Genomic DNA, 2,958 nt, shown 5'->3' on the forward strand with positions numbered 1-2,958 from the left:
TGAGAAAGCACTGTGGTTAGCGGAATTCTTCTGGGAAGTTGGACCGGAGAGGGTGAGAGTCCCGTACGCGAAAACCCGGTGTCTCCCGGTGGGGATCCCAAGTAGCAGCGAGCTCGTGGAATTCGCTGTGAATCTGGCGGGACCACCCGCTAAGCCTAAATACTTCCTGGTGACCGATAGCGGACGAGTACCGTGAGGGAAAGGTGAAAAGTACCCCGGGAGGGGAGTGAAAGAGTACCTGAAACCGTGTGCCTACAAGCCGTCAGAGCCTTTGGGTGATGGCGTGCCTTTTGAAGAATGAGCCTGCGAGTTCGTGGTGCGTGGCGAGGTTAACCCGTGTGGGGTAGCCGTAGCGAAAGCGAGTCTGAAGAGGGCGTTTGAGTCGCGTGCTCGAGACCCGAAGCGGGGTGATCTACCCATGGCCAGGGTGAAGCGTGGGTAAGACCGCGTGGAGGCCCGAACCCACCAGGGTTGAAAACCTGGGGGATGAGCTGTGGGTAGGGGTGAAAGGCCAATCAAACTCCGTGATAGCTGGTTCTCCCCGAAATGCATTTAGGTGCAGCGTCGTGTGTTTCACTGTGGGGGTAGAGCACTGGATGGCCTAGGGGGCCGACAAGCTTACCGAAGTCAACCAAACTCCGAATACCATGGTGTGAGAGCGCGGCAGTGAGACGGCGGGGGATAAGCTTCGTCGTCGAGAGGGAAACAGCCCAGAACACCAGCTAAGGCCCCTAAGTGTGCGCTAAGTGGGAAAGGATGTGGGGTCGCCGAGACAACCAGGAGGTTGGCTTAGAAGCAGCCATCCTTTAAAGAGTGCGTAATAGCTCACTGGTCAAGTGGTCCTGCGCCGATAATGTAGCGGGGCTGAAGCGTACCGCCGAAGCTGTGTCGCTCACACGTGTACTTCGCCCGGCCTTTTGGGGTTGGGTGCAGGTGTGTGGGTGGGTAGGGGAGCGTCGTGCCACCGGGGAAGTCACCGGGTAACCGTGTGGTGGAGGTGGCGCGAGTGAGAATGCAGGCATGAGTAGCGAGAGCAGAGTGAGAAACTCTGCCGCCGGATGACCAAGGGTTCCTGGGCCAGGTTAATCCGCCCAGGGTAAGTCGGGACCTAAGGCGAGGCCGTCAGGCGTAGTCGATGGATAACGGGTTGATATTCCCGTACCCGTGTGGATGCGTCCCTGGCGAGGTCGGTGATGCTAACCGCCCGAACCGCTGCTTGATCCTTCGGGGTTGGGTGGTGGGGAGCGCGGGATCCGATCCGGTAGTAGCCAAGCGATGGGGTGACGCAGGAGGGTAGCTCCGCCAGTGAGTGGTAGTACTGGTGTAAGCGTGTAGGGGGAGTTGTAGGTAAATCCGCAGCTCATATAACCCTGAGACGTGATGCATAGCCGGATGAGGCGAAGTAGAGTGATCCCATGCTGCCGAGAAAAGCCTCTAGCGAGTGTTCACGCGGCCCGTACCCCAAACCGACACAGGTGGTCAGGTAGAGAATACCGAGGCGTTCGGGTGAACTGTGGTTAAGGAACTCGGCAAAATGCCCCCGTAACTTCGGGAGAAGGGGGGCCACAGGGCTTGAAGCTCCTTGCGGGCTAGGGCCAGGTGGCCGCAGAGACCAGCGAGAAGCGACTGTTTACTAAAAACACAGGTCCGTGCGAAGTCGCAAGACGATGTATACGGACTGACGCCTGCCCGGTGCTGGAACGTTAAGGGGACCGGTTAGCTGCTTCGGTGGCGAAGCTGAGAACCTAAGCGCCAGTAAACGGCGGTGGTAACTATAACCATCCTAAGGTAGCGAAATTCCTTGTCGGGTAAGTTCCGACCTGCACGAATGGCGTAACGACTTCTCGGCTGTCTCAACCACAGGCCCGGTGAAATTGCACTACGAGTAAAGATGCTCGTTACGCGCGGCAGGACGGAAAGACCCCGGGACCTTTACTACAGCTTGGTATTGGTGCTCGGTTCGGCTTGTGTAGGATAGGTGGGAGACTGTGAAGCCTTGACGCTAGTTGGGGTGGAGTCGTCGTTGAAATACCACTCTGGTCGTACTGGGTGTCTAACCTCGGACCATGATCTGGTTCAGGGACAGTGCCTGGTGGGTAGTTTAACTGGGGCGGTTGCCTCCTAAAGGGTAACGGAGGCGCCCAAAGGTTCCCTCAGCCTGGTTGGCAATCAGGTGGTGAGTGTAAGTGCATAAGGGAGCTTGACTGTGAGACTGACGGGTCGAGCAGGGACGAAAGTCGGGACTAGTGATCCGGCACTTGCTGGTGGAAGCGGTGTCGCTCAACGGATAAAAGGTACCCCGGGGATAACAGGCTGATCTTGCCCAAGAGTCCATATCGACGGCATGGTTTGGCACCTCGATGTCGGCTCGTCGCATCCTGGGGCTGGAGTAGGTCCCAAGGGTTGGGCTGTTCGCCCATTAAAGCGGTACGCGAGCTGGGTTTAGAACGTCGTGAGACAGTTCGGTCCCTATCCGCCGCGCGCGTAGGAGACTTGCGGAAGGCTGTCCCTAGTACGAGAGGACCGGGACGGACGAACCTCTGGTGTGCCAGTTGTTCTGCCAAGGGCATGGCTGGTTGGCTACGTTCGGAAGGGATAACCGCTGAAGGCATCTAAGCGGGAAGCCTGTTCCTAGATGAGGTCTCCCTCCCCTTTGTGGGTTAAGGCCCCCAGGTGATGACTGGGTTGATAGGCCAGAGGTGGAAGCTCGGTGACGGGTGGAGCTGACTGGTACTAATCGGCCGAGAGACTTGTCCGCAAAGTTTGCTCGCGTTCACTGTGTGGTTCTGGGAGAACAACCGGGGTTGGTTGTTTTTCATAGTGTTTCGGTGGTGATAGCGGTGGGGAAACGCCCGGTCCCATTCCGAACCCGGTAGCTAAGCCCGCCAGCGCCGATGGTACTGCACTCGTTGGGGTGTGGGAGAGTAGGTCGCCGCCGAACTTCTTCCCCGAAGGGGC

At 58.2% G+C, this 2,958-nt stretch carries 2 rRNA genes (1 of these 2 running past the window's edge); both read left to right on the forward strand.

Features of this window, described 5'->3' with window-relative positions:
* Positions 1–2,758: ribosomal RNA gene (locus FFT21_RS27960) — 23S ribosomal RNA — on the forward strand (it extends 357 nt beyond the left edge of the window).
* Positions 2,759–2,824: 66 nt separating this feature from the next.
* Positions 2,825–2,941: ribosomal RNA gene (rrf, locus tag FFT21_RS27965) — 5S ribosomal RNA — on the forward strand.
* The last annotated feature ends 17 nt before the right edge of the window (positions 2,942–2,958 follow it).

Origin of the sequence: Gandjariella thermophila (assembly GCF_005405885.1) — a bacterium.
Lineage (GTDB): Bacteria > Actinomycetota > Actinomycetes > Mycobacteriales > Pseudonocardiaceae > Gandjariella > Gandjariella thermophila.